The sequence below is a fragment of the Pantoea sp. GCM10028869 genome, from assembly GCF_042666835.1.
Lineage (GTDB): Bacteria > Pseudomonadota > Gammaproteobacteria > Enterobacterales > Enterobacteriaceae > Pantoea > Pantoea leporis.
Window position 1 is genome coordinate 74,225 of sequence record NZ_JBHTGO010000013.1, and the last position, 21,576, is coordinate 95,800.

The window sequence follows — 21,576 nt, forward strand, 5'->3', positions numbered from 1 at the left end:
TTTTTTATTCTGCTCAGCAGATTGGCGATAGTTGTCCATGCGCCATCATGACTCTTCCCTGAACCGTGCTGCGAAGTTTTTTTTATAGTACATCCACGTCACTCTCATCTCAGCCATAGTGGGAATGGCTAAGGATTTGCATTAAGTGTTTTATTCGCTCTGTTTTGAGAGCCCTGTCACTATCGCGCAGATCACAGACAAATCTGATAGGACAAATCTTAAAAACATTTGTGTGGCGAAAGTATGACGCTTCAGCGAGCGTTGACAATGCCGGAAAAAAGGGATTTAGACAAGAAAAATCGCTGTGAAATTTTTTTTGTTTAAAAACAGCCCTTTGAGCATTTAATCAACCGATTCAGCAGGTTTAGCCCCTTAGGAATCGTCTGACTAAAATACGCGAAGCGCGGTTTAATAAGAATAATTTTCACCAAAAATGCGCACTTATCAGAATTTCCTCAGTTGATTTCTGAGAAATATGGTTCAGAAAATGCACTAACAGATTTTGAATGCTTAACTATTACTTAAGGGCGTCTACAGAATAGTTAATCAACGGGCGCGGGAAAGTTCTGACACAAACTGGGCGAGTAAATCAAAGACTTCGCTAAACAGATGTTCGCAGAAGGGAGCAAGCAGCGGCATCATCAACCCTACGCTGAGGATGCCCACCGTTAAGGTAATCGGGAAGCCAACCGCGAAAATAGAGAGTTGTGGTGAAACACGGTTTAACAAACCTAGTGCCATGTTTAGCGTGAGGAGCAGAACTATTAAGGGCAGCGCTAACATCATGCCATTAAGGAAAATTAATCCCGCGGATTTCACCAACGCCATAAAAGCATTGGCGTTGAGCGGCTGATCGCTGATTGGCAACGTATGAAAACTGTCCACCAGCAGTGAAATCAGCCACAGATGTCCGTTGAAGGTAAGAAACAGCAGCATGGCCAGCATATCGAGAAAACGAGCCAGCACCGGCATGTTCAGGCGGCTGCCCGGATCGAAGAAGGTGGCGAAGGACAATCCCATCTGCAAACCAATCACTTCCCCCGCCATACGCACCGCCGCAAAGGCGAACTGCATGGTCAGGCCGATGCTCACGCCAATCAGCAGCTGTTGCAGTAGCAACCAAAATCCCGCGGGTGTAAACAGGGTCGCCTCCACCGGCGGCAGTACCGGTAGGATGATCCAGGTGGTCAATACCGCGAGGCCAATCTTGACGCGTTTGGGAATCGATTTTTCGCTCAGCACCGGCGCGCTGGCAAACAGCGCCAGCAAACGCACCATCGGCCAGAAGAATTGTGCGACCCAATGGATCAGCTGGTCGCTGTCGAGGTTAATCATTAGCCAATAATGTACGGCAGATTGCTAAACAGCGTGCGAATGTAATCCAGCATCAGATTAAGCATCCACGGACCTGCGATTACCGCCGTAGCGGCGACGGCCAGAATCTTGGGGATAAAGGAGAGCGTTTGTTCGTTAATCTGGGTCGCGGCTTGCAGCACGCTGATGATCAATCCGCTGATCAACGCCACCAGCAACATCGGCGCGGCCATCAGCAGGGCGACACGCATTGCTTCCTGGCCCATAACCATCACTGATTCAGGTGTCATGCTGCACTCCTCGAGAAAGAAAGGTGAGGGCGAACGCCACTCAAGAGTAGAAACTTTGCGCCAGTGAACCCACCAGCAGCTGCCAGCCATCCACCAGCACGAACAGCATCAGCTTGAACGGCAGGGAAATGGTCGCCGGCGGCACCATCATCATCCCCAGCGCCATCAGTACGCTGGCGACCACCAGATCGATGATCAGGAACGGAATGAACACGGTGAAACCAATCTGGAAGGCCGTTTTCAGTTCACTGGTGACATACGCCGGCAGCAGAATACGCATCGGAACCGCTTCCGGACCCTGAATCGGTGCGGTGTTGGCCAGACGGGCAAACAGCGCTAAATCGGCTTCGCGCGTTTGACGCAGCATAAATTCACGCAGCGGCTGAGCACCTTTGTCAATCGCGTCCGCCATACTGATTTTGTCCTGGCTGAACGGCACATAGGCGTCGGAGTAAATCTTGTCGAAGGTCGGCGCCATGATAAAGAAGGTCAGAAACAGCGCCAGGCCGAGCAGCACCTGGTTTGGCGGCGCCGACGGCGTGCCGAGGGCGTTACGCAGCAAACCAAACACAATAATGATGCGCGTGAAGCTGGTCATCATCAGCAGCACCGCCGGAATAAAGGTCAGCGAGGTGATGAACACCAGCGTCTGTACCGGCAGCGACCAGCTCTGGCCACCGTTCGCCAGCGGCTGGCTGATTAAACCTGGCAGCTGCGCATGGGCAACCGGTGCCAGCAACAGCAGCGGCAGAAGAGGAAGTAATCGACGCATCATTGTGGTTTTCCGGGACGTTTAACCAGGTTCTGGAACAGCTGACGAAAATCCTGTGGCGCAGCGCTGTGATTTGCCCGTTCTTCCGGCGGCAGCGGCGGTAACGAATGCAGATGGGTGATCTGCTGGGCGGTCACGCCCAACACCAGACGCGCATCGGCGGTATCGACAATGACCACACGCTCACGCTGGCCAACCTGCACCGTCGCGCTGACTTTCAGCGCCTGGCCGGTCACCGTTTTCGGTGCAAAGCCAAGGCGTTTGGCCAGCCAGCCGCAGCCGAGAATCAGCAGAACAATTACTGCCAGCACGCTGCTGACCTGGCCAATCACCGAACCGGTTGAGACCACCGGCTGGCTGGGTACCGGTTGTTCGGCTTGCGTGTGTTTTAACATGCTTAACGGCTCAGACGACGCATACGTTCAGACGGGGTAATGATGTCGGTGATGCGCACGCCATATTTGTCGTTCACCACCACCACTTCACCCTGTGCGATCAGATAACCGTTGATCAGAATATCCAGCGGTTCCCCGGCCAGCCCATCCAGCGCCACCACCGAACCCTGCGTCAAGCGCAGCAGCTCTTTGATGGTCATCTTGGTGCGACCCAGTTCCACGGTCAGCTTGACCGGGATATCCATGATCAGATCGATATCCTGCAGCGAGCCGCTGATGCCAGGATTTTCCAGCGACTTGAACACATTTTCAGTTGGATCTGGCGCGCTGGTGGTGGTTTGTTCGTTCATAGCTGCAGCCCACAGATCGTCCGCGGAGATGTCGTCGTCGGACGGTTTCTTGCTGTCACTCATCGGGCTGTTCCTCGTTCAGCGAATTCAAAATCGGGTTAATCAAATGTTCTACACGCAGGGCGTACTGGCCATTGATGGTGCCGTATTGGCTGGTCAGCACCGGCACGCTATCGACGTGAGCGATGATGCGGTCCGGCTTCTCAATGGGCAGGACGTCACCTGGTTTCAGCTGCAAAATACGTGACAGGCGCAGCGATGTTTCGGCGAAATGGGCAATCAGCTCCAGCTCCGAGTGCTGCACCTGTTTCACCAGATTGTCGCGCCAGTGATTATCTTCCCGGCGTGAGTTTTCCAGTGGGGGATTGACCAGCAGCTCGCGCAGCGGCTCAATCATCGAAAACGGAATACAGATATTGAATTCACCGACCAGGTTTCCAATCTCCACCTGGAACGGCGTGTTCACCACGATGTCATTCGGTGAAGTGGTGATGTTGGTGAACTTCACCTGCATCTCGGAACGTACATACTCCACTTCCAGCGGATAAATCGCTTTCCATGCGTCGCTGTAGCCATCCAGCGCCAATTTCAACATGCGGCGAATCACGCGCTGTTCGGTATGGGTAAATTCACGTCCTTCGACTTTGGTCGGGAAACGACCGTCGCCGCCAAACAGGTTATCGACAGCAATAAAAACCAGGCTCGGTGAAAACACCACCAGCGCCGTGCCGCGCAGCGGCTTCAGGTGGATCAGGTTCAGGTTAGTTGGCACCGGCAGGTTGCGGGCGAACTCGTGGTACGGCTGAATCTTGATCGCACCCACACTAATATCGGGGCTACGGCGCAGCAGGTTAAACAGCGCCATACGGAAATGACGGGCAAAGCGCTCGTTGATGATCTCCAGCGCCTGCAGACGCTCACGTACGACGCGGCGCTGAGTATTGGGATCATAGGGACGGATATCGCCATCGGTCCCTTTGGAACTGTTCTCTACTTCCGCACTGTCACTGTCGCCATTAAGCAGCGCGTCAATCTCAGCCTGGGAGAGAATGCTATCGCCCATTAAATCACCTCAAAATGAAGGCGGTAAACAGCACGTCATTGACAACCTGAGCCGGTTGGCCTTTTACCAGCGGCGGCGCCAGCACCTGTTTGATCTGCTCAACCAGGGCCTGTTTGCCTTGCTCTGTTGCCAGAGCCGTCGCGCTTTGACGCGAGAGCAGTAACAGCAGACGGCTGCGCACTTCCGGCAGGTAATCGTTCAACCGACGACGGGTATCCTCATCGGGCAGACGCAGGGTGAAACCCACGTACAGCACACGGTCGGGATCGTTGTCAGGATTGACCAGGTTTACTGTAAACGTATCCATTGCAAAAAATACGGGAGCAGCCGGTGGCTCGACTTTCGCCGCGTCCGGTTGGCTGCCTTCGTGTTTATTCATCATTCGCCAGACTGCATAGCCTGCCACGCTGCAAGCGGCCAGCGTTACAATCAGTAACACCGGTAGTAGTAGTGAACGTTTGCGGCCTTTAGCTTTCGCGTTATCAGACATCTTGCAGTTACTTCCTGTGAATTATGGGCAAGCCTCTCGGCTTACCTGGACAGATTATCCCGCGTCTTAAGTCAAACAATGGGAAGAAAAGACGCGGGTTTTACGCTTACCTTCAGCGTTTAGCGGCTATCAGGCAAAGATATCGACAGCGCCGTTACCGGCCGCGCGCGCTTGAAGGGCTGCCGGGACGGCAATAGGCGTTATCTCGTTGTCACTGTCCTGGGAGAGGGTAAAGCTGCCGTGCTGTCCGTCACGACGTCCTTCCTGCTGGCCCTGATAACTCTGGCCCTGTGCGAAGGCGTCGCTGCTGACGTTACTCTGTCCCAGGTTTATTCCGCTCTCCGCCAATGCGCTACGCAGCTGAGGAAGAGCCGCTTCCAGCGCGGCCCTCACTTGGCTGTGGCTGGAAACCATATTTAACTGTGCCTGATCCTTATCAAGGGTCAGGCTGATCTGGATAGCGCCCAGATCCTGCGGATGTAGACGCAACTCGGCGTTCTGCTGCCCGTTGCGGCTAAACATCACAATCTGCTGACTCAGCGCCTGCTGCCACTCGCTGCTGCCGAGCTGCGCATTCAGCATGGGCGTCGACGGCGTGGTGCTGGTCGAAGCGGTGCTGCTTACCAACGAGCTGGTGGCGCTGAGCGGTGCGCTGGTGAATGGCGTCACCGGGTCATCACTGCTCTGCGCGGCGGCGCGCGCTTCCGGCTTACTCAGCGCATTCAGCACCTGCTTAAAACTCTCATCCAGCGTCAACCCGCTGCTGTTACTGGCGGTGGTGCTGACGCTGCTGCTCTGCGTGCTGCTGGCCGTTTGCGTTAAGAGCGTTACAGCATCGCTGGATTTCTTCTGTGCGCCATCCGGCTGCGCGTGCTCTTCTTTTACTGCCCCGTCCAACGAACCCCTTAACAGTGCGGTATTAAGCGAAGCGCGAGTGTCGGTTTTCCCTTCGCCTGCGCTGCTACTTACGCTGGTTGGGCTGGTGCGGTTCTCTACCGCCACCGGCAACATGGCGAATAACGCCTGCACATTCTGTAAGTCGCTGGCAGTTAACGAACTTGCCTCACTCTTGTCTTTATCATCGGCTGATTTCAGCGTGGCTTTAGTGTTTTCCGGCTGTAAAAGTGCGTTTAACGCATCGGGTTTCTCCAGCGCCTGTAATAACGCGCTTAGCGAAGCCTTACTGACGTCTTTTTCATCAACTTCTGCTGTCAGATCAGTCGATTGCGTGTTAACAGCTTGTTGCTTTACCAGCGTCAGCAAGCGGTTGCCGAGTTCAGTAATAAATCCCTGCGGCAGCGACTCCGCGCCCTGCAAAACATCTGATGAAACTGAAGTGTCAGCGTCTCCCAAAACCGAGGTTTGCGTAGCAACTGTTGGCAGCGTAATCATTCGCCTTTCCTCAATGCGGCCCGTTGGGCAAATTCATCCATCCGTTTCTGATCGAGACGGTTTTCTTGTCGTAATGCGTTTTCCTCAGCGCGCGTAATCAGCGTTTGATAAGCATTGAGCCGCTTATGCTTTTCACGCCAGTTGCTCAGCGCGCTGTCGAGGCGTTGATTCCACTGGGAAAGCTGTTGGCGATGCTGTTCGATGGCTTTTTCCAGCGTCTGAATAAACTGGTGATAATTGGTCCAGCGCGTGCTGGCGATGCCGCCGGACATATCCTGATTGAGCTTGTTGCGATACTCATCCTGATAATCCAGCAGCATGCTGAGTTGTTCGTCGGCCTGCTGCACACCCCGGCGCATATCGCCAAGGTGAATCACCGCACTCTCCAGTTCCTGCTCCGCCATATCGCGCAGCTTGTTGATCGCACTGGCCGTTTTCATCACTTAACCTCGTTTGGCGTTAACCGAACATCGCCTGCAGATGCAAACAGGCATCGTCGTAGTCGCTGCGTTCGAAAATGCCCTGATGCAGGAAGGCTTCCATCTCCGGATAGAGCTTGATGGCGCGGTCCAGCATCGGATCGCTGCCTGCGGCATACGCACCCACACTCACCAGATCGCGGTTACGCTGGAAGCTGGAGAGCAACTGTTTAAACTGACGCACGCGCGCGTAGTGCGTCTCATCAATTAATGAGGTCATGGCGCGGCTGATTGACGCTTCGATATCAATTGCCGGATAGTGACCGGCTTCCGCCAGACGACGCGACAGCACGATGTGGCCGTCGAGAATCGCACGCGCCGAGTCGGCAATCGGGTCTTGCTGATCGTCGCCTTCGGTCAGCACGGTATAAAAGGCGGTGATTGAACCGCCGCCGTGCGTACCGTTACCGGCGCGTTCCACCAGCGCAGGCAATTTGGCGAACACCGAAGGCGGATAACCTTTAGTCGCCGGCGGCTCACCTATGGCCAGTGCGATTTCACGTTGCGCCATGGCGTAGCGGGTGAGGGAATCCATAATCAGCAGCACATGCTGGCCGCGATCGCGGAAATCTTCAGCGATACGCGTGGCATAGGCGGCACCCTGCATACGCAGCAGTGGCGAGACGTCCGCCGGCGCGGCGATCACCACCGAACGCGCACGGCCTTCGGCACCGAGAATATTTTCAATGAACTCTTTAACTTCACGACCACGTTCACCAATCAACCCCACCACGATCACGTCGGCTTTGGTGTAGCGCGCCATCATGCCGAGCAGCACGCTTTTACCGACGCCGGAACCGGCGAACAGGCCCATACGTTGACCGCGACCCACGGTGAGCAGGGCATTGATGGCGCGCACGCCGGTATCCAGCACATCTTCAATCGGCGTACGTTGCAGCGGGTTGAATGGCGCGGTGATCAGCGGGGCGCGATAGCCGGTTTCCGGCGCGGGTAAACCGTCGAGGGGTTTGCCGCTGCCGTCCAGTACGCGACCCAATAACTCCGGGCCCAGCAGCATCTGTTTGCCGCTGTGGCCGCTGTCGCCACTGACGCGCGCATAAACGCGTGCGCCCGGCAAAATACCGTCGACTTCTTCCAGCGGCATCATCAGCAGTTTCTGTCCGTTGAAGCCGACCACTTCACTTTCAACTTCAGTGATCTTGCTGCCATCGGTACGTTCAATAATGCAGGTAGCACCGAGCGGCAGCTGAAGGCCGGTGGCTTCCAGCACTAAGCCGGTGGCGCGCGTCAGGCGACCGTAACGACGCACGGTTTGTACCTGTGAAATGCGTTCTTCGAAGGCGTCGAGCGCGCCGAGCCAGCGTGAAAGGCGTGAGGAGGTCATTACAGTGTCCCCGGAGCGGCCAGGCGGCACAGCTCCTGCCAGCGTGTTGCCACGCTCGCATCAAGGTCGCCATCTTCGGCGCTAAGCTTACAGCCGCCAGGATGCAGCGTGCTGTCGGCCAGCAAGCGCCAGCCGTGCAGATCGAGCGTTGGACCCAGCGTCTGCTCGATGCGCTGCAGATCGTCCGGATGGACGCGCAGCTGCGGTTTGCCGCTGAACATCGGTTCCTGCTGAATCAGCTGCTGGATTTGACGCAGCAGGGCGGTGCCGTCCACCTGCGTGGCCTGGCCAATCACCGTGCGCGCGGCTTCCAGCGCCAGCTGCATCAGACGTGAAGCGATCACGCTGTCGAGTGCTTCGAGCGTGTGATGGAACTCGGTCACCAGCTGCTGCATACGTGCCTGCAGCGGCGCTTGCTGCTGCTGCGCATCGGCTAAGCCTTGCTGGAAACCGGCGTCATAACCGTTCTGTTGCGCTTCGGCGAAACCTTTCTGATAGCCTTCGCTGTAGCCTTGCGTCTGCGCATCTTTGCGCATCTGCTGCTGCATGCGTTCCAGCTGTTGCTGCTGTTCCGCTTCGGCGCTCAGTTCGACATCGATCTCCGGTTCATCTAACTGAGGTTCCGGTTCGGCACCAAACGGGCTGCCTAAATCATCAGGCTGCCAGCGCTGCCACGCGCGGGCGGAAAAGGCATCAGACATAGGTTTCCTCGCCACCACCAATCACCATCTCGCCGGATTCTGCTAAGCGGCGCACCACCAGAAGAATGGCCTTCTGCTCGTTCTCCACCGCCGACATACGTACCGGACCACGGTTGGCCAGATCGTCGCGCAGGATATCGGCCGCACGGGCGGACATGTTCTTGAGGAACTTCTCGCGCAGCGGCTGTTCGGCACCCTTCAATGCCACCAGCAACTGCTCGGATTCCACTTCCTGCAACAGACGCTGGATGCTGCGGTCGTCCACTTCCACCAGGTTTTCGAACAGGAACATCTCGTCGATGATCTTCTGTGCCAGCTCGCCATCGAAGTCGCGTACTGCTTCGATAACCGCTTCTTCCTGCTGGGTTTTCATCAGGTTGATAATTTCTGCCGCGGTTCTCACGCCGCCCATCTTCGCGCGCTTGAGGTTGGTGCCGTCGAGCAGGCCATTCAGTACTTCGGTCAACTCCGCCAGCGCCGCCGGCTGGACACCGCCGAAGGTGGCGATACGCAGCATCACATCGTGACGCAGACGCTCGTCGAACAGCGCCAGAATATCCGCCGCCTGGCCACGTTTGAGGTGGACAAGGATGGTGGCGATAATCTGCGGATGCTCGTCGCGAATAAGGTCGGCGGCCGCCTGTGGCTCCATGAAGTTGAGCGTTTCCATACCGCTGGTGGTCTCGTTTTTCTCGAGAATATCTTCCAGCAGACTTGAAGCCCGCTCCTCGCCCAGCGCTTTGATCAGCACCGAACGCAGATAATCGTTGGAGTTGAGGCTCAGCGCCGCAAACTGTTCGGCATCGGCTTCGAACTCGCGCAGCACTTCGGTCAGCTGTTTGTGTGAAACCTGGCGCATGTTGGCCATGGCGCCACTCAGGTGCTGAACTTCACGCTGGTTAAGGTGTTTGAACACCTCCGCCGCGCGCTCTTCGCCGATGGTCATCATCAGAATGGCGCTTTTTTCTGTACCGGTCAGACTCATAGTTCTTTACTCATCCATTCGCGGATAACCAGCGCGACGACGCGCGGATCGTTTTCAGACATGTCGCGGATACGCTGGCTCATCACCTCGGCGCTCATGCGGTTAGTAGATTTACGCTCCTGATCCAGCTCGTCTTTGCTGAGCTGAACGTTAAAGGCTTCTTCTTCTTCCATGGCCGCAGAGCGTGCCGCCAGCGCTTCAGCCGCTGCCTTCTCCTGCTCTTTCTTACGCATCAGCTGTGGACGTACCAGCTTGCGATAGAGGATGAAGCCAACCAACGCCACCAGCAGCCAGCGACCAGCAGTCATCAGCTGATCGAAGAACGACTGCTGCTGCCAGAATGGCAGGTCGCCACCGCTTGGTTCGGTCATGTTGAACTGAGAGTTCACCACGTTGACGCTGTCGCCACGGGTTTGTGAATAGCCCATCGCTTCACGGGTTAAATCTTCAATCTGCTTGATCTGCTGCTCGTTAAGCGCCACCGCTTTGCCTTTTCCGTCGTCGCGGTAGTTCACCACCACGGCAACCGACAGGCGCTGCACATCGCCGACGTTCAGCTTGGTATGACGAATGGTGCGGTCCAGCTCGTAGTTCACCGTGTCGTTGCGCGTTGAGCTGCTCGGACCAGAAGGCTGTGCGGTACTGGTGGTGCTGCCGTTATTCTGCGCATTGGCGGTTTGCGCGTTGGCGTTTTGGCCGTTGGCATTATTGTTGTTATTCGTTGGCGGATTGGTCACCGGCGCGGTATTGGCTGGCGCAGGCTGATTCGACAATGCACCCGGCACGCCGCCTGGATACGGGCTGCCATTCTGTTCGGAGTTGCTGGTCTGGCGTGAACGCACCGCGCTGTTGTTAGGATTGGCGTTCGGCTGGTATTTCTCGTCGGTCTGCTCGCTGCGGTCGAAGTTGATTTGCGCCGTCACCTGCGCATGCACATTGCCCTGACCGACAATCGGATTGAGGATCGCTTCGATACGCTGCTGGAAGCGTGCTTCCACTTCAGACGCATATTTCAGTTGCGCATCATTCAGGTCGCGACCTTCGCTGTCAGAGCGGGTTAACAGACGACCGGCCTGATCGACAACGGTCACGTTGCCCGGCGGTAAACCGGCCACGCTGCTGGAAACCATATGCTGAATGGCCTGAATCTGGCCTTCATCTAAGGCGCGGCCTGGCTGCAGGTTCAGCGTCACCGAGGCGGAAGGGGCTTTCTGCTCACGCACGAACAAGGTCGGTTTCGGCATTGCCAGATGCACGCGTACGCTCTTCACCGGACCGAGCGTTTCGATGGTGCGCGACAGTTCACCTTCCAGCGCACGCTGATAGTTGATCTGCTCGCTGAACTGGCTGATCCCGAACTTCTCTTTGTCCATCAGTTCGAAGCCAACGTTGCCGCCTTTCGGCAAGCCTTGTTGTGCCAGACGCAGACGCAGCTCATGCACTTTATCGGCGGGCACCATCAGTGCTCCACCGTTATCGGCGAACTGGTAAGGGATGTTCATTTGCGTCAGCTGCGTGACGATCGCGCCACCATCCTCATCGGAGAGGTTGTTATAAAGCACGCGGTAGTCTGGCGCTTTTGCCCACAGCACCAACGCAAACACCACCGCGATAACCGCAGCAGCAGCGATAATTAAGGGAACACGCGGATTGGCGCGCAGGCGGGCGAGAAGGTCACTGAAGCCTTTCTTAGCTGTATCCTGTGTAGCGGCTGCACTCGCATTCATGACCGATTCCTGCCTGATATTATTGATCGGGTGTGGTGTTGTGGTGACAAAACGTACTCCCTGAAGACTTCTCCCCTAAAATCGGGAGAGGAGAAAAATTAAATTCCACTTAATGGCAGGCATTATTTGTTGAAAGCCGCGACATCGATGGGCGGATAAGCCGGGTTTTTTGCGGTCATTTAGCGCCTTTGTCCTATTGACAGTGTGTTAACTTTCTCATCGTGAAAATTTAATCACTTCTTCATTAGGGGTCAGGCAATGTCAATTCAGGCGATTGAGGGTGTGCTGCAGCAGCTGCAGATGACGTCTCTGCAGGCTAGCGGTAAGCAAGCGGAGTCCACTAATCAGGTCGATTTCAGTGCCACCATGAAAGCCGCACTCGACAAGATCAGCGAAACCCAGACTACGGCCCGCGCTCAGGCGCAGGATTTCGAAATGGGTAAACCGGGCATCCAGTTAAATGATGTGATGGTCGATCTACAAAAATCCTCTATTTCCATGCAGATGGGCGTGCAGGTGCGTAACAAACTGGTGTCGGCGTATACCGATATCATGAGCATGCAGGTTTAGTTTCTTTCGGGTATTTCTTTCGGGTATAGTCCAGCGCGGTAATGGTGTTATATCAGGCGGGAAGGTTGCTGCATCACAGTGAGTACACCGCCAAACGCGCTGCCTTATTTTGAGAAGAGGATTCTCACGTGAAGAAAACCCTGCTGTTTTTAATCGCTATTGTCCTGCTCACGGGATGTGACAAGGATGACGCGACTTACTACCCGCAAATGAAAAACTTTGCCTATCTGTATCAATTCGAAGCGCTGCCCGGCAAAGTCAAAACGACCCATCAAACGCTGTTTACCGCCGACGGCCAGCAGATCTTCGAAGTGAATGTCGATTTTGACCGCAACGGCTGTCCGACGCACGTGAAATCGGTGCGCAAACAGGGCGAAGTGATTGATGTCACGCGCGATGGCGACCAATTAAAAGGCAGTGAAAACGGTCAGGACGTGGTGGTGACGCTGGATAAGAACTGCGCCATGGTGAAGAAAGTCACGCCGACCATGACCGTGGATATTGCCTATAACAAACAGGGTTTGGTTGAGCAGATCTCATCACCCGCCTCCGATGCCGCGTTTCACCTCGCTTATAACAGCGCCGGTGAAATGACGGTATTGAGTATTACCCAGGCCGGAACGGAAGAGTCGCGAGCTACCGCGGTGCGAGCAGAAGATAAGAAAAAGATCTCTGACGTGGTCACCACGGTGAAGCGAAATGACCAAATTAAAACCGTCAGCAATGTCTGCAAATACAAACACGACGTTCCCTATTATTGCGACATTATTAGCGTTGACGCGGCAGGCAACGTGATTGATAAGCAGTATGGCAATATTGAGGTAACGTATTACTGATTGGTGGGGTCGCCATGCATGGCGACCAACACTATTTAATCTCCGGCCACGCCACCGCCGGGAATCCATTCAGCAGCGGATAAGCAAACAGGAAACCCTGGAACTGGCTAATGCCTGCGGCTTCCAGCCACATCCACTCTTCAGCTTGCTCGACACCTTCGGCAATCACCGCAATCTCCAGCGATGCGCAGCACTTAATGATGGCGTGCATGATCGCCTGCTTCGGGCCGCTTTTGTGCACATCGCGGATCAGCTCGCGATCGATTTTGATTTTGTCCGGTTGGAATTTCGATAACAGCGACAAGCCAGCAAAACCGGCACCAAAATCGTCCAGCGCCAGGCTGATACCCGCCGCTTTTAACTTTCTCACTTCGGCAGCAAATTCATCCGAGCGCGAAATGATCTCATTTTCGGTCACTTCGACAATCACCTGCTGCGGCACCAGCCCGCTGGCGTTGATCTCAGTAAGCAGGAATTCCACCGCGTTTGGCACCGTCACCAGTGACATCGGCAGCAGGTTGATCGACAGACGATGCTCGCCAATGCCCAGTTTGTTCGCCACGCGAAAGGCCAGACGTTTCGATTTGATATCCGCGTGATAAATCGCTTCGCCGCCAAACGCGGAGAAATACTCATCGGGTGAGCCACCGTTTGGCGTGCGGATCAGCGCTTCAAACGAAGTGACGCGGCGCGCGAAGGGATCGATGATGGGTTGAAAAGCAAAGCGGCAATCCTGCAGGCTCTGATCGATACCCTCCAGATCGTTCTGCCATTCAATATCCGGAACAAATTCCCAGGTATTGGCTGGCGGGATCTCGAAGTAGTTCTCTTTGTCGCGCGCCACCACGAAGGTACGCAAAAACTGCAGCGCGCGATCGTTGTAGGTGAGCTGATAACGCGAGGTGCCTTTATCCAGCACAGCTTGCAGCACAGTGTCCTTGTCATGCTCGCGCAGATCGAACAGCTCCATGCCGACTTTGCCAAAACGGCGTTCAGGCGCGAAGTCGTGCATTAACTCCACCAGATTATGGTGGCGTGCGTCCTGACAAATACGCTTGTATATGCCCTGAACGGACTCACGCGGTCCTTCCAGCAGCTGGAAGAAGTGCAGGCCGTCGAACAGCAGGATGCCAGTAACGTCGAAGTTTTTATTTTTGCTATTGGCTTTAGCAACCATATCTTCGAGCGTTTTGATTGGCACGTGATCGTGCAGATGGCTGCGGTAAATAATTGTGGTGAGCATCGAGATTGTCCGGATAATTTATTATTTTGCGACTAGATTAGCAGCCTTACCGCGGGGTCTGTCCATAGCTTACCGCGATCAGGCTAAACTTTTTTTATTATAACAGCTTAAGCGAAGCGGCTAGCCGCTTCGGTAACGTCGCAACTCCATCAGCGTGCCGATAATTTCTAGCGCCGATTCCGCCGAATGCAGCTGCGGAAAATCGTCATTCAACGCGCGCAATGTGAAGATCTGCTCATCCTGCTGTTGCGTTTGCAGGCGATAAATCCGCACTCGTGCCACGCCATCCACCAGCGCCAGCACCACATCGCCCGGCTGCGGCTGAACGTCAGGATCAAAGATCACTTTGTCACCGGGCCGGTAATCGGGCTGCATCGCCTGATCGTCTATCGTGACCGCCAGCGCGCCATCGCCCAACTGACTCTCGCTATAGAGAAAATGCGCAGCCTGCTGTTTGAGCAACAACCGTTCCTCGCTCAACCACGCTGACGCTTGCGCCAGGCTAATCAATGGCACCGCCGCAACCGGTGCGGCTTTGGCGTGGGTGGCAAACACTTCGCCATCCCCGTCGATAATCCATGCCGCGGTGCATTGCAGCCACTGCGCGAGCCGCAGCAAATTCTCGCCACGCGGTACGGTTTCCTCTTTTTCCCACTGCGATACAGCCACATGCGACACCCCAATGCTTTTGGCCAGCGCCTGCTGCGTCAACTGTAGTGCTTTACGTCTTGCCCGGATGCGCTCACCGGAAGATTCTTTTTTCATCATCTTGACATCTCCTGAAGTAACGACTTAAGTATACTTAAATTCATAAGTTAAAGTAAACTTAAATTCAGGCGTTGACCGCGAAGCTGGCAAGGGTGGTCAGCGTGCTTATGGGGCACATCCCTTGCCAGGGGTGAGAGGTGAAGCATGGAAAGTAGTTTAGTCACCAGCATAGGTGCGTTGCTTCTCGGCGGCGGCGCAGCAGCTGTGTTCTGGAAACCGTTAATGGCAGGTATCGCCGCTATCGTCACCAGCAATCGTGCCGGTGGGGAGATCATCACCAGTTACAAAGAACAGGTGATGCTGCTCAAAGAAGGTCACGCCTTGATGCGCCAGGAAAACGATGAATTGCGCATCCGACATGACAAAAACCTGCGGCGTATCTCTTCGCTGGAAACCGATCTGCGGCTGATAAAAAACGCCCTGAGCATTTTGCTGGCCACCACGGAAGCCGAGCACAGCGATAAGTTTCGCAGCCAGGTTAACCAACTGATTACCACTCTGGAGGAGAGTCGTGATGATGCAGATAAACAGTGAGTACGTAGTGAAAAACCATCGGCGCCAACTGTTCTTCGGCGGCTTTTTGCTGATGTTGTCTTTGATGTGCGTGGCGATGACGGTGCTATTCCTGTTCGTCAGTAACAGCGCCAATCAGCGTGTTGAAGAGATTCGACAGCAATATCGAACCATATCGGAACGACGTGAAGCACGTGTGGCGGAGCTTACCAGCCAGCTGGTGGCGCTGCAGAACAAGCTCGATGGCACCGTGAAGCACCCGGTCAACAATCCCGCTGACAAAGGGAAACTGGCAGAAGGAGATAAGTCGCCACCTCAACCCAAGCGTTAAGGAGGGCATCATGCGAATTACCCCGTGGATTGCAGCCCGTCTTGCCCGACTGCGATCTTTATTCAGTATGAAGGAGAGCATTATGAGCGATCAAACTGTCATCAATCCAACCAGCACCATCGCATCGTCACCAGCGGAAGATTTCGCCAACGAAGTCGCCACGCCCGTTGCTGCACCGACGGCGACCGCAGCTCCTGAAGCGACGCCCGCCGTCGTCGCAGAAGCAGCACCTGAAGTTGCGCCCGCAGCGGCAGCGGCACAGGCTGAAGTTCCACCGGCACCGGCACCCGAGGCGATAACCGCTGCACCCGCGCAGGTGGCGGCCACTGCCGCGCCTGAGGCGGTAACGCCTGCGCCAGCCGAGGTTGCGCCGCCCAACGAACCGGACATCGCTGCTCCCGCTGCAGCCAATGCGCCGCCAGCCGCCGCAACGGCGCAGAGCCACGACGGGACTCAGGCGTTCTCAGAAGGGGTGAAGGATTTTGTCAGAGCGTTTAGCTTTGTCGAGCAGGGCGTAATCAAGCTGGGCGATGCCGCGAAGGATGAGCTGATTGATCTGGCGAGGAAGTATCTGTAATGCCTGACGACTCAGCATCGGGGACCGGGATGTCCCCTGTTTACAAACAGGTTTTAGTCACTTCCGATTATTCCTAAGGCAGCTTCGATATTTTGCACTACCTTTAATCATTCAAGCGTTATTTAAATCGTCTTATTAAGCGAAAAGGAAGATAGCATGAGTGATACAGAAACTGTAAAAACCAAAACTGAATACTTGCGTGATGTCACCTCCCAGCTTAAAGAGATGCGCCACTACGCGCAGACCAACACTGAGACGCTGTCTGCCCACTGGCTGGCGTTTGATGCGGGTGAGTACAAAGACACCGAATACGCGGGACGCTTCGACACCTTGCTGAACAAACAGGGTAAGCTGCTGGATGACATTGATGCGGCGATTCAGGATCTCGAAATCGCCATCAACCATGCTGAGCAGGAAAGCTAAGCGCCTAGCGTACTGGTGGCCTAATCGGCCACCAGCCACATTTCCGCCTCATCAAACATCTCTTCAACAATCCGCGCAACTGTTGCTTTATCGTTCTTACTCATATCAGTATCTATCGCGTTACGCTCCATCGGTTTGACGCGCACCTCAATATCGGGAAAGACGCGCTGTACACGCTTTTCCAACTCCTGCAAAATCATCTCGCGTGCACCCGGTAATCCGGCCACGTTACGTTTATCGTAAATCAACTCCACAAACATCAGGGTCGTTCCATTCATTGGATCGGGTGCGATATAGTACTGTAAATAAAAACAGGGGTAAATATGCGCCAACTGGTTATCGATATCTTATTGAAAATGGCAAAAATGGATGTGGAAGCAAAAGAGCTGGTGGCGCAGGTAGAGGCGCAGTCGTTATTGATTGCCGCGCTGCTGATTCAGGCGAAAGAGAATAACTCGTTGACTATTTCCGATACGGTGCAGGAGGCGATTGTTACCGCTTCGCGCGCATCGCAGGAATTTTTACAGTCCGATGTTGATCTGCTGCTGACCCACGTCAATCGTCTGCTGGCGGTGGCAAGTTACATCGAAGTAAAAGGGATTGAGCGGGAAGGGTAAGAAAAAAAATATTACCTCTGGAAGTGGAAATCCAGCAACACTTCCAGAGGCGGTGCAACAGCACCATTCGTTCAAGGACAATCTACGACTGACGTCGTGATGAGTAAGTTATACAAGTTTTCTCAGCTTGTACAACTTTTTCCTGAACATTTTGTGTGGTTGGAGATGTATCTTTGATGCCGTTTCAGTACGTGGCCGATTACAACTCGTTTTTGATGCAGAACTCTTCCCACGTCATGCCTAAGGCTTCCGCGTGGGATTTCAGATACTTTTCAATGGCATCCGCGGCAACGGCTTTGTCGGGTTCCGCCAGCTGAATGGAAAACAGCATGCCATCCAGCTTCTTCTGACGCAAAAACGCGGCATAAATACGTTCTGCATGCCAGTCGCGTAACTGCGCTAATGACAGGTTCGCCTGGCGGGCATCGCTTTCGGTGAGTTCATCCAGTGCAGACTGGAAGTCGGGGTGAGCGGCGAAAAACATCGTGCGCGCCTGAGCGTAATACTCTTCTGGGGTTTTCATTCGGTGTTCCTGCGTATCAACTTGCGCGCTAGTGTAACGCGCGCATGTGGCCTTGTCAGTTTCCGATCTTACAGAACATGGGCATCGTAGCGGCGCAATTTACTGCGCGATAAAGCGCGCCGCTACGGTATGTGCAACTTGTGATCACAGCCTATCAATGCATCTGCTGATAAATCCGCGTCACATCTTGTTGGTTCTTTGCCAGCGTTTCATCCAGCGTCAGTTTACCGCTCAGCATATCCGCCAGATTCTGCCCGACGGCGTTACCCATCTGATCAAACCCGGGAATACTCACGTACTGCACGCCCTGATAAGGCACCGGATTGAGCGTCGGCTGCTCGACGGTGGCCGAATCAATCGCCGCACGCACCTGCGCGGCATACGGCGCCAGGCGCTGATAGCTCGCCTGCTGATACGTCGAATTGCGACTGCCCGGCGGCACCGCGCCCCAGCCGACGGTATCGGCCACTTGCTGGATATACTGTTTTGACGTCGCCCAGCTAATAAAGGCAATCGCCGCCTCGCGATTCGGCGTATTCGCCGGTACCGCCAGCGCCCACGACCATAACCAATTGGAGCCGTTACGCGTTATGCCGCCCGGTGCAGGCGCAAAGGCCAGCTTATCGGCGACTAATGAGATCTGCGGATTCACCAGCAAACCGGCTGCCACCGTACTGTCGATCCACATCGCGCATTTACCTTGCGCGGTCAGGCGCAGAATCTGGCCGAAACTGTTTTTCACCGTATCCGGCGGTCCATCCTGCTTCACCACCTGCAGATAATCACCCAGCGCCTCGCGCCACTCCGGCGAGTTGAGCGTCGGCTGCCAGTTTTCATCGAACCACTGCGCGCCATAGGCATTCGCCATGGTGGTCATGAACGCCACGTTATCGCCCCAGCCTGGCTGGCCACGCAGGCACAGACCGTAAATGCCTTTTTGCGGGTCAGTGAGTTTGGCGGCGAAGTTTTTGATATCGGTCCAGTCGGGATTATCGGGCATGGTTAACCCTTTTTGCGCAAACAGATCTTTGCGATAGTAGGTCATGCTGCTTTCACCGTAGAACGGCAGGGCGTAGAGCGTTTGCTGGAACGACAGCGCTTTGCGCACTGGCGCGATGAGATCCTCGCTGTCGTAATCGGCGGGCAGCTTATTGAGCGGCGCCAGCCAGCCTTTTTCACCCCACAGCGGCGCTTCATAGGTGCCAACGGTGATGACATCGAACTGCGCCTGGCCGCTGTTCATCGCCGACAGCACCGCCTGACGCAGCGCGCCATCGTCCATCACATGCCATTGCAGTTTGACGTCAGGATGTTCCTGCTCATAGCGCGTGGCGAGCTGCTGCATGATGGTCATATCGCCGTTGGCGATGGTGGCGATATTCAGCGTGGTCGCGGCGTGGCTCAACAGCGGCAACGCCGCCATTATCGCGAGAAGTTTACGCATCATTTCGCTCCTTAGCGCTGTTGCAGGTTGAAGAAGGCCATCTTCTCCACCAGCAATCCGGCATGTTCGCTGACGGTCTGGCTGGCGGCGCTGGCTTCCTGCACCAGCGAGGCGTTTTGCTGCGTCGCGCCATCCATCTGAATCACTGCGGTGTTGACCTGTTCAATGCCGCTGGATTGCTGGCGGCTGGCTACGGCAATTTCCCCGACAATATCCACCACGCGCGCCACGCCCAGATTGATGTCATTGAGCATCGCGCCGGAACGCTGCACCAGCGCACTGCCGGCTTCCACTTTACCCACGCTGGCATCGATCAACGCTTTAATCTCGTGCGCGGCTCCAGCGGATCGCTGCGCCAGCTGACGCACTTCGGACGCCACCACGGCAAAGCCGCGCCCCTGTTCGCCCGCGCGCGCTGCTTCGACAGCCGCGTTGAGCGCCAGCAGGTTGGTCTGGAAGGCGATCTCATCGATCACCCGGTTGATATCCGCGATGCGTTTGCTGGAAGATTCGATCTCCTCCATCGCGCTAACCGCATCACGCAGCACGCTGCTGCCACGTTCGGCCTGATGACGCACGTCGGTAGCCAGTTCGTTGGCCTGCGCAGCGTTATCGGCGTTGTGTTTCACCGTGGCGGTCATCTGCTCCATACTGGCGGCGGTTTGTTCCAGCGAGCTGGCCTGCGAATGGGTGCGTTCAGAGAGATCGTCATTGCCATCGGCCATCTGACGCGCCGCATCACTCAGCGCAGTGGCGCTTTCGCCCACGTCGCGCACGATCTCCGCCAGACGCACATCCATGCGCAGCAGCGACTGCATCAGTTCGCCCATCTCATCGCGTGAAACGCTGCCGATATCGTGGTTCAGTTCACCGGCTGCAATCGATTCGGCCAGCTCGCGCGCCTGAGCAATCGAGCGGTTGATCGAGCGGATCAGCAGCCAGCCGAACACCAGCGCCACGCTCAGCCCGACCAGCAATATGATAATCAGGCTGTTACGCGCCAGCTGGTAATCGCTGTTGCTCTGCTGATAGGTGAGTTCCGCATGCTGGCGCATTAACGCATCAAGCTGATCGATGTCCTGTTGCAGCAGCTGACTGCCGCTGCGCAGGTGGGTTTCAATCACCACCAGCGCGCCGGACGGGTTGCCGCCCTTAAGCAGTTCACCGGCATCTTTCAGCGCGGTTTGCCAGCCATCGAGATGGGTGATGAATTGCTGGCTAAGCGGTTTGGTTTGCGCATCAAACGACAGCTGCTGCCAGGTTTGGCGGTCTTTGGCTATCTGCTCGCCGTACTGCGCGATGCGCGCCAGACGTTTCTCCACTTCACTGCTGTCGGTCCAGTAGCGCAGGGCATCGAACAGGGTCGCGGATTGTTCCTGCACCATGCGGTACAGGCGGGATGAATATTGCAGCGGTAACAGCTCATTCTGGTAGGCGTTTTGCGCCCGTTGGTCGGCGGCGCGCAGGCCGATGATTCCCCAGATGGCGGCAACAATCAGTAAAATGCACAGCAGGCCAACAATCGATGTCAGACGCGCGCGAAGGGTCAATCGCATAACGGGATTCTCCGTAACGAAGGTGAGTGTGTAATCGGTCATTATTGTTTTTACAGGCACTTTTAACTCCAGAAGAGTTATCGGCGCAGAAGTGAGCAGCTTGAGGAAAATCATATGGCGAGCAGCAGATACCTTGCGCAACCTGCGGGAAAAATTATAACGTAGCCGCCATTGATGCGAGTGTAGGGACCGAGAATGAAAAAGTGGATGATAGTGGCCGCGCTGGCGCTGAGTGGCTGTGCGCAGATCAGCAATTATGACCAAGCGGTGAAAACCCCGGCACCGCTGGAGCTGCAGGGCAACTGGCAAACCGTGGGGCCGCAAAGCAAGCTGATCAGCAAGCAAGCGATGGGCAGCCTGATTATTGGTGCCGAAGGCGACACGCTGGATTGCCGTCAGTGGCAGCGCGTGATTGCCAAACCCGGCAAATTAACGCGTCTGGGCGATGACTGGGTTAACGTGACGCGTCAGGTGCGCGTGATGCCGCTGGTGCTGGAGAACGGTGAGCTGCGTTACGATGGATTGAGACTGCATAAAGTGGATCGCCCAACCGTTGAGTGCCAGCAGGCGCTGGAAGAAGTGGCTAAGCGTCCGAACGAGGCGGTGATTCAGGATATCGAGCCAGAGATTATGCGCCCGGTTTCGGCGGCGACGCAGAAGTAATTTTCCCTCACCCTAACCCTCTCCCAGTGGGAGAGGGAACCGATCGAGCCCATCTGACATATTGCAGCATCTCCCTCTCCCTGTGGGAGTGTACAGTCCGGGGACATGGTGAACACTTGTTCGGGGACATGGTAGACACTTACAACTAAGGCATAAGAACCCGTTTATGGAGTCGCTTATGTCCTGGGATGCGAGAGATACCATGTCAT

At 55.5% G+C, this 21,576-nt stretch carries 27 protein-coding genes; 8 read left to right on the forward strand and 19 right to left on the reverse strand.

Translation table 11 applies throughout. From position 1 onward, the window contains the following. Positions 1–546: 546 nt before the first annotated feature. The 13 genes from fliR to fliF all read right to left on the reverse strand — a co-directional run bounded on the left by fliR (position 547) and on the right by fliF (position 11,303). Entirely contained in the window at positions 547–1,335 is a 789-nt protein-coding gene (fliR, locus tag ACFQW4_RS22765) for a flagellar biosynthetic protein FliR (protein WP_377727822.1), read from the reverse strand. Then, positions 1,335–1,604, reverse strand: coding sequence for a flagellar biosynthesis protein FliQ (gene fliQ, locus ACFQW4_RS22770; RefSeq protein WP_008105408.1), 270 nt, complete (start codon positions 1,602–1,604; stop codon positions 1,335–1,337). Before fliQ ends, fliR begins: the two co-directional genes overlap by 1 nt. 40 nt (positions 1,605–1,644) lie before the next feature. After that, the gene (gene fliP, locus ACFQW4_RS22775; protein ID WP_097097688.1) at positions 1,645–2,376 is read right to left on the reverse strand and encodes a flagellar type III secretion system pore protein FliP; all 732 of its coding nucleotides are present in this window, start codon (positions 2,374–2,376) and stop codon (positions 1,645–1,647) included. Then, positions 2,376–2,771, reverse strand: a complete 396-nt coding sequence (fliO, locus tag ACFQW4_RS22780) for a flagellar biosynthetic protein FliO (RefSeq protein WP_101763950.1) — start codon at positions 2,769–2,771, stop codon at positions 2,376–2,378. The genes fliP and fliO overlap by 1 nt, the downstream gene beginning before the upstream one ends. A gap of 2 nt (positions 2,772–2,773) precedes the next feature. Next, positions 2,774–3,184, reverse strand: a complete 411-nt coding sequence (fliN, locus tag ACFQW4_RS22785) for a flagellar motor switch protein FliN (protein ID WP_008105402.1) — start codon at positions 3,182–3,184, stop codon at positions 2,774–2,776. Next, positions 3,177–4,184: a flagellar motor switch protein FliM gene (gene fliM, locus ACFQW4_RS22790; RefSeq protein WP_064739115.1), complete on the reverse strand. Its 1,008-nt coding sequence runs from the start codon at positions 4,182–4,184 to the stop codon at positions 3,177–3,179. The genes fliN and fliM overlap by 8 nt, the downstream gene beginning before the upstream one ends. A 4-nt stretch (positions 4,185–4,188) precedes the next feature. Then, positions 4,189–4,674, reverse strand: a complete 486-nt coding sequence (gene fliL, locus ACFQW4_RS22795; protein WP_101763951.1) for a flagellar basal body-associated protein FliL — start codon at positions 4,672–4,674, stop codon at positions 4,189–4,191. Positions 4,675–4,803: 129 nt separating this feature from the next. Further along, a complete protein-coding gene (locus tag ACFQW4_RS22800; protein WP_377727829.1) occupies positions 4,804–6,066 on the reverse strand; it encodes a flagellar hook-length control protein FliK in 1,263 nt (420 codons plus the stop codon). Beyond that, positions 6,063–6,506 (reverse strand): flagellar export protein FliJ, encoded by a 444-nt coding sequence (gene fliJ, locus ACFQW4_RS22805; RefSeq protein WP_064739112.1) that lies wholly within the window; start codon positions 6,504–6,506, stop codon positions 6,063–6,065. Before fliJ ends, ACFQW4_RS22800 begins: the two co-directional genes overlap by 4 nt. A 19-nt stretch (positions 6,507–6,525) precedes the next feature. Beyond that, a complete protein-coding gene (gene fliI, locus ACFQW4_RS22810) occupies positions 6,526–7,890 on the reverse strand; it encodes a flagellar protein export ATPase FliI (RefSeq protein ID WP_008105395.1) in 1,365 nt (454 codons plus the stop codon). Next, positions 7,890–8,591: a flagellar assembly protein FliH gene (gene fliH, locus ACFQW4_RS22815; protein WP_101763954.1), complete on the reverse strand. Its 702-nt coding sequence runs from the start codon at positions 8,589–8,591 to the stop codon at positions 7,890–7,892. The genes fliI and fliH overlap by 1 nt, the downstream gene beginning before the upstream one ends. Continuing rightward, positions 8,584–9,576, reverse strand: a complete 993-nt coding sequence (gene fliG / locus ACFQW4_RS22820; protein WP_101763955.1) for a flagellar motor switch protein FliG — start codon at positions 9,574–9,576, stop codon at positions 8,584–8,586. The genes fliH and fliG overlap by 8 nt, the downstream gene beginning before the upstream one ends. After that, positions 9,573–11,303: a flagellar basal-body MS-ring/collar protein FliF gene (gene fliF / locus ACFQW4_RS22825; protein WP_377727836.1), complete on the reverse strand. Its 1,731-nt coding sequence runs from the start codon at positions 11,301–11,303 to the stop codon at positions 9,573–9,575. The genes fliG and fliF overlap by 4 nt, the downstream gene beginning before the upstream one ends. A 258-nt stretch (positions 11,304–11,561) precedes the next feature. On the opposite strand from fliF, the gene fliE reads away from it, so the two are divergent. Continuing rightward, on the forward strand, positions 11,562–11,873 hold the full coding sequence (gene fliE, locus ACFQW4_RS22830) for a flagellar hook-basal body complex protein FliE (protein WP_008105389.1): 312 nt from the start codon (positions 11,562–11,564) through the stop codon (positions 11,871–11,873). Positions 11,874–12,001: 128 nt separating this feature from the next. Further along, positions 12,002–12,709 carry a YnfC family lipoprotein gene (locus ACFQW4_RS22835; RefSeq protein WP_377727839.1) on the forward strand — a complete coding sequence of 236 codons (708 nt, stop codon included), beginning with the start codon at positions 12,002–12,004 and terminating at the stop codon, positions 12,707–12,709. A 31-nt stretch (positions 12,710–12,740) separates the two neighbouring features. Here ACFQW4_RS22835 and ACFQW4_RS22840 read toward each other — a convergent pair whose 3' ends face one another. Both ACFQW4_RS22840 and ACFQW4_RS22845 read right to left on the reverse strand, forming a co-directional pair. Next, positions 12,741–13,952, reverse strand: a complete 1,212-nt coding sequence (locus tag ACFQW4_RS22840) for a diguanylate phosphodiesterase (RefSeq protein WP_192233529.1) — start codon at positions 13,950–13,952, stop codon at positions 12,741–12,743. Positions 13,953–14,072: 120 nt separating this feature from the next. Next, positions 14,073–14,720: a S24 family peptidase gene (locus ACFQW4_RS22845; RefSeq protein WP_110866416.1), complete on the reverse strand. Its 648-nt coding sequence runs from the start codon at positions 14,718–14,720 to the stop codon at positions 14,073–14,075. A 144-nt stretch (positions 14,721–14,864) separates the two neighbouring features. Between ACFQW4_RS22845 and ACFQW4_RS22850 the strand changes: the two genes are divergently transcribed. The 4 genes from ACFQW4_RS22850 to ACFQW4_RS22865 all read left to right on the forward strand — a co-directional run bounded on the left by ACFQW4_RS22850 (position 14,865) and on the right by ACFQW4_RS22865 (position 16,564). Beyond that, complete coding sequence (locus tag ACFQW4_RS22850; protein WP_377727843.1) at positions 14,865–15,254, forward strand: hypothetical protein; 390 nt, start codon at positions 14,865–14,867, stop codon at positions 15,252–15,254. Then, a complete protein-coding gene (locus tag ACFQW4_RS22855) occupies positions 15,235–15,564 on the forward strand; it encodes a hypothetical protein (protein WP_377727845.1) in 330 nt (109 codons plus the stop codon). Before ACFQW4_RS22850 ends, ACFQW4_RS22855 begins: the two co-directional genes overlap by 20 nt. Before the next feature lie 82 nt (positions 15,565–15,646). After that, entirely contained in the window at positions 15,647–16,141 is a 495-nt protein-coding gene (locus ACFQW4_RS22860) for a hypothetical protein (protein WP_377727848.1), read from the forward strand. 156 nt (positions 16,142–16,297) lie between these two features. Further along, positions 16,298–16,564 carry a hypothetical protein gene (locus ACFQW4_RS22865; protein ID WP_110866413.1) on the forward strand — a complete coding sequence of 89 codons (267 nt, stop codon included), beginning with the start codon at positions 16,298–16,300 and terminating at the stop codon, positions 16,562–16,564. Positions 16,565–16,584: 20 nt separating this feature from the next. On the opposite strand, the gene ACFQW4_RS22870 is transcribed toward ACFQW4_RS22865, so the two are convergent. Further along, positions 16,585–16,824: a DinI-like family protein gene (locus ACFQW4_RS22870; RefSeq protein ID WP_101764035.1), complete on the reverse strand. Its 240-nt coding sequence runs from the start codon at positions 16,822–16,824 to the stop codon at positions 16,585–16,587. Positions 16,825–16,887: 63 nt separating this feature from the next. Between ACFQW4_RS22870 and iraP the strand changes: the two genes are divergently transcribed. Continuing rightward, on the forward strand, positions 16,888–17,181 hold the full coding sequence (gene iraP / locus ACFQW4_RS22875; RefSeq protein WP_061717593.1) for an anti-adapter protein IraP: 294 nt from the start codon (positions 16,888–16,890) through the stop codon (positions 17,179–17,181). Between the two features lie 199 nt (positions 17,182–17,380). Here the strand turns inward: iraP and ACFQW4_RS22880 are convergent, their stop codons facing one another. The 3 genes from ACFQW4_RS22880 to ACFQW4_RS22890 form a co-directional block, all read right to left on the reverse strand. After that, positions 17,381–17,704: a DUF6388 family protein gene (locus tag ACFQW4_RS22880; RefSeq protein WP_101764036.1), complete on the reverse strand. Its 324-nt coding sequence runs from the start codon at positions 17,702–17,704 to the stop codon at positions 17,381–17,383. A 154-nt stretch (positions 17,705–17,858) separates the two neighbouring features. Beyond that, positions 17,859–19,151, reverse strand: coding sequence for an ABC transporter substrate-binding protein (locus tag ACFQW4_RS22885; RefSeq protein WP_377727853.1), 1,293 nt, complete (start codon positions 19,149–19,151; stop codon positions 17,859–17,861). An 8-nt stretch (positions 19,152–19,159) separates the two neighbouring features. Continuing rightward, positions 19,160–20,704, reverse strand: a complete 1,545-nt coding sequence (locus ACFQW4_RS22890; protein ID WP_377727856.1) for a methyl-accepting chemotaxis protein — start codon at positions 20,702–20,704, stop codon at positions 19,160–19,162. Positions 20,705–20,899: 195 nt separating this feature from the next. Here ACFQW4_RS22890 and yedD point away from each other — a divergent pair, with 195 nt between their 5' ends. After that, positions 20,900–21,367 (forward strand): lipoprotein YedD, encoded by a 468-nt coding sequence (gene yedD, locus ACFQW4_RS22895; RefSeq protein ID WP_377727859.1) that lies wholly within the window; start codon positions 20,900–20,902, stop codon positions 21,365–21,367. Positions 21,368–21,576: the final 209 nt, after the last annotated feature.

Bases quoted from the DNA above. Each gene is read 5' to 3' on its own strand.
- fliR (WP_377727822.1), bottom strand. From the start codon at position 1,335: ATGATTAACCTCGACAGCGACCAGCTGATCCATTGGGTCGCACAATTC.
- fliQ (WP_008105408.1), bottom strand. From the start codon at position 1,604: ATGACACCTGAATCAGTGATGGTTATGGGCCAGGAAGCAATGCGTGTC.
- fliP (WP_097097688.1), bottom strand. From the start codon at position 2,376: ATGCGTCGATTACTTCCTCTTCTGCCGCTGCTGTTGCTGGCACCGGTT.
- fliO (WP_101763950.1), bottom strand. From the start codon at position 2,771: ATGTTAAAACACACGCAAGCCGAACAACCGGTACCCAGCCAGCCGGTG.
- fliN (WP_008105402.1), bottom strand. From the start codon at position 3,184: ATGAGTGACAGCAAGAAACCGTCCGACGACGACATCTCCGCGGACGAT.
- fliM (WP_064739115.1), bottom strand. From the start codon at position 4,184: ATGGGCGATAGCATTCTCTCCCAGGCTGAGATTGACGCGCTGCTTAAT.
- fliL (WP_101763951.1), bottom strand. From the start codon at position 4,674: ATGTCTGATAACGCGAAAGCTAAAGGCCGCAAACGTTCACTACTACTA.
- ACFQW4_RS22800 (WP_377727829.1), bottom strand. From the start codon at position 6,066: ATGATTACGCTGCCAACAGTTGCTACGCAAACCTCGGTTTTGGGAGAC.
- fliJ (WP_064739112.1), bottom strand. From the start codon at position 6,506: ATGAAAACGGCCAGTGCGATCAACAAGCTGCGCGATATGGCGGAGCAG.
- fliI (WP_008105395.1), bottom strand. From the start codon at position 7,890: ATGACCTCCTCACGCCTTTCACGCTGGCTCGGCGCGCTCGACGCCTTC.
- fliH (WP_101763954.1), bottom strand. From the start codon at position 8,591: ATGTCTGATGCCTTTTCCGCCCGCGCGTGGCAGCGCTGGCAGCCTGAT.
- fliG (WP_101763955.1), bottom strand. From the start codon at position 9,576: ATGAGTCTGACCGGTACAGAAAAAAGCGCCATTCTGATGATGACCATC.
- fliF (WP_377727836.1), bottom strand. From the start codon at position 11,303: ATGAATGCGAGTGCAGCCGCTACACAGGATACAGCTAAGAAAGGCTTC.
- fliE (WP_008105389.1), top strand. From the start codon at position 11,562: ATGTCAATTCAGGCGATTGAGGGTGTGCTGCAGCAGCTGCAGATGACG.
- ACFQW4_RS22840 (WP_192233529.1), bottom strand. From the start codon at position 13,952: ATGCTCACCACAATTATTTACCGCAGCCATCTGCACGATCACGTGCCA.
- ACFQW4_RS22845 (WP_110866416.1), bottom strand. From the start codon at position 14,720: ATGATGAAAAAAGAATCTTCCGGTGAGCGCATCCGGGCAAGACGTAAA.
- ACFQW4_RS22850 (WP_377727843.1), top strand. From the start codon at position 14,865: ATGGAAAGTAGTTTAGTCACCAGCATAGGTGCGTTGCTTCTCGGCGGC.
- ACFQW4_RS22855 (WP_377727845.1), top strand. From the start codon at position 15,235: ATGATGCAGATAAACAGTGAGTACGTAGTGAAAAACCATCGGCGCCAA.
- ACFQW4_RS22860 (WP_377727848.1), top strand. From the start codon at position 15,647: ATGAGCGATCAAACTGTCATCAATCCAACCAGCACCATCGCATCGTCA.
- ACFQW4_RS22865 (WP_110866413.1), top strand. From the start codon at position 16,298: ATGAGTGATACAGAAACTGTAAAAACCAAAACTGAATACTTGCGTGAT.
- ACFQW4_RS22870 (WP_101764035.1), bottom strand. From the start codon at position 16,824: ATGTTTGTGGAGTTGATTTACGATAAACGTAACGTGGCCGGATTACCG.
- iraP (WP_061717593.1), top strand. From the start codon at position 16,888: ATGCGCCAACTGGTTATCGATATCTTATTGAAAATGGCAAAAATGGAT.
- ACFQW4_RS22880 (WP_101764036.1), bottom strand. From the start codon at position 17,704: ATGAAAACCCCAGAAGAGTATTACGCTCAGGCGCGCACGATGTTTTTC.
- ACFQW4_RS22885 (WP_377727853.1), bottom strand. From the start codon at position 19,151: ATGATGCGTAAACTTCTCGCGATAATGGCGGCGTTGCCGCTGTTGAGC.
- ACFQW4_RS22890 (WP_377727856.1), bottom strand. From the start codon at position 20,704: ATGCGATTGACCCTTCGCGCGCGTCTGACATCGATTGTTGGCCTGCTG.
- yedD (WP_377727859.1), top strand. From the start codon at position 20,900: ATGAAAAAGTGGATGATAGTGGCCGCGCTGGCGCTGAGTGGCTGTGCG.